General features: G+C 69.0%; 3 protein-coding genes. All 3 read right to left on the bottom strand.

Annotated elements, in window-relative coordinates; all coding sequences use genetic code 11:
- Window positions 1-24: 24 nt before the first annotated feature.
- Genes prcA through ACFWFI_RS42495 form a run of 3 tightly spaced genes read right to left on the bottom strand, consistent with a single transcriptional unit; the run spans window position 25 to window position 1944 of the window.
- Window positions 25-885, bottom strand: a complete 861-nt coding sequence (prcA, locus tag ACFWFI_RS42505; protein ID WP_387401288.1) for a proteasome subunit alpha — start codon at window positions 883-885, stop codon at window positions 25-27.
- Window positions 886-940: 55 nt separating this feature from the next.
- Window positions 941-1786: a proteasome subunit beta gene (gene prcB, locus ACFWFI_RS42500; RefSeq protein ID WP_387401286.1), complete on the bottom strand. Its 846-nt coding sequence runs from the start codon at window positions 1784-1786 to the stop codon at window positions 941-943.
- Entirely contained in the window at window positions 1738-1944 is a 207-nt protein-coding gene (locus ACFWFI_RS42495) for an endonuclease domain-containing protein (protein ID WP_387401289.1), read from the bottom strand. The genes prcB and ACFWFI_RS42495 overlap by 49 nt, the downstream gene beginning before the upstream one ends.
- Between the last annotated feature and the right edge of the window lie 40 nt (window positions 1945-1984).

Raw genomic sequence — 1984 nt, 5'->3', positions numbered from 1 at the left:
CCTTCGGGACTCTGCCGGAACCGGTTACTCCTTCGTGGCGCCGTCCGCGCCCTCGTCGGGACCGTCGGTGCCCTTCGCGGGGCTGCCAGCGCCCTTCTCGGGGCTGTCGGTGCCGGCGGCCGGGGTGCTGCCGGCTTCGGGCTCCTCCGTGTCGGACGGAGCGTCCGTCGGGGTCGCCCCGGCGCCGTCCGCGTCCAGGAGCCTGGTCAGCTGCCGGCCGACGATCCGCTTGAACTTGCGCTGCTGCGGCCTCGTCCGGTCCAGGACCGCGACCTCGAGGCGTTCGGCGGGGATCTCCCGCTCGTTGCCGTTGGCCTCACGGGACAGCGCCTGCACGGCCAGCTTCAGCGCCTCGGCGAGCGACATCCCGTCGCGGTGGCGCTGGTCGAGGAAGCTGCTGATCTGCTCGGCGTTCCCGCCGACCGCGACCGAGCCGTGCTCGTCCACGATCGAGCCGTCGTGCGGCAGCCGGTAGATCTGGTCGCCCTCGGGCCCGGCGCCGACCTCCGCGACCACCAGTTCCACCTCGTACGGCTTCTCGGCCGCACTGGAGAAGATGGTGCCGAGCGTCTGCGCGTAGACGTTGGCCAGCCCACGGGCCGTCACGTCGTCGCGGTCGTAGGTGTATCCCCGCAGATCGGCGTAGCGGACTCCGCCGATACGGAGGTTCTCGTACTCGTTGTACTTGCCGGCGGCGGCGAAGCCGATCCGGTCGTAGATCTCGCTGAACTTGTGCAGCGCGCGGGACGGGTTCTCGCCGACGAACACAATGCCGTCGGCGTACTGCAGCACAACCAGGCTGCGACCACGGGCGATGCCCTTCCGGGCGTATTCCGCCCGGTCGGCCATGGCCTGCTGGGGTGAGACATAGAACGGCGTCGACACCGGCTATCCGTCCCTTTCTGTCAGTGACGAGTGCATCGGAGAAGCATCGGGCCGGTCAGAGCAGCGCGGCGCGGGGGCCGTCGGGCTGCTCGAGCCGGCGCTCCAGGATCGCGCGTGCGATCTCCGAGGATTCCGTGTCGTTCAGCTTGCGGAAGCCCTCGTCGGTGATGACGGTGACGATCGGATAGATCCGGCGGGCCACGTCCGGACCACCGGTCGCCGAGTCGTCGTCGGCCGCGTCGTACAGCGCCTGCACGACCAGGGTGAGTGTCTGCTCCTCCGTCAGGTCGTCGCGGTACAGCTTCTTCATCGACCCGCGCGCGAACACGGAGCCGGAGCCTGTGGCCGCGTAGCCGTGTTCCTCGGAACGCCCGCCGGTGACGTCGTACGAGAAGATCCGGCCCTTCTCGCGGTCGACGTCGAAGCCGGCGAACAGCGGGACGACCGCCAGGCCCTGCATGGCCATCGCCAGATTGCCGCGGATCATCGTGGAGAGCCGGTTGGCCTTGCCCTCCAGGGAGAGCGTGGCGCCCTCGACCTTCTCGAAGTGTTCCAGCTCCAGCTGGAACAGCTTGACCATCTCCACGGCGAGACCCGCCGTGCCTGCGATCCCCACCGCCGAGTACTCGTCGGCCGGGAACACCTTCTCGATGTCGCGCTGCGCGATCATGTTCCCCATGGTCGCCCGCCGGTCACCGGCGAGCACCACTCCACCGGGGAACGAGGCCGCGACGATGGTCGTGCCGTGCGGCGCCTCGATGGCGCCCTTCAGCGGCGGCAGGCTGCGGTTGCCGGGAAGGATCTCGGGTGAGTGGTCGGACAGGAAGTCCATGAACGAGGACGATCCCGGCGTCAGGAAGGCAGCTGGTAGACGCCCGGTGCTACGAGTGTTGGCTTCCACGCGTTTCCCTCCAGGTATGCGATGGCCCTGCGCAAGGAGTCAGGATCATCCCCAACTTGCCGATGGCCGGATTGCAGTTGAAGCACTACGCCACGGACCCTACCCGCACTGTGACGGTGATCAACATGATCCCGGCTGCGGAAGCGCCCTCCCCTGATGCCCGTGCACGGACGAGGGCGTCCCGCGGAGGGCGCCGGC

Source organism: Streptomyces sp. NPDC060209 (assembly GCF_042728155.1).
GTDB lineage: Bacteria > Actinomycetota > Actinomycetes > Streptomycetales > Streptomycetaceae > Streptomyces.
The sequence above is the reverse complement of the archived record's forward strand: the minus strand, read 5'-3'. Positions and strand labels throughout refer to the sequence as shown.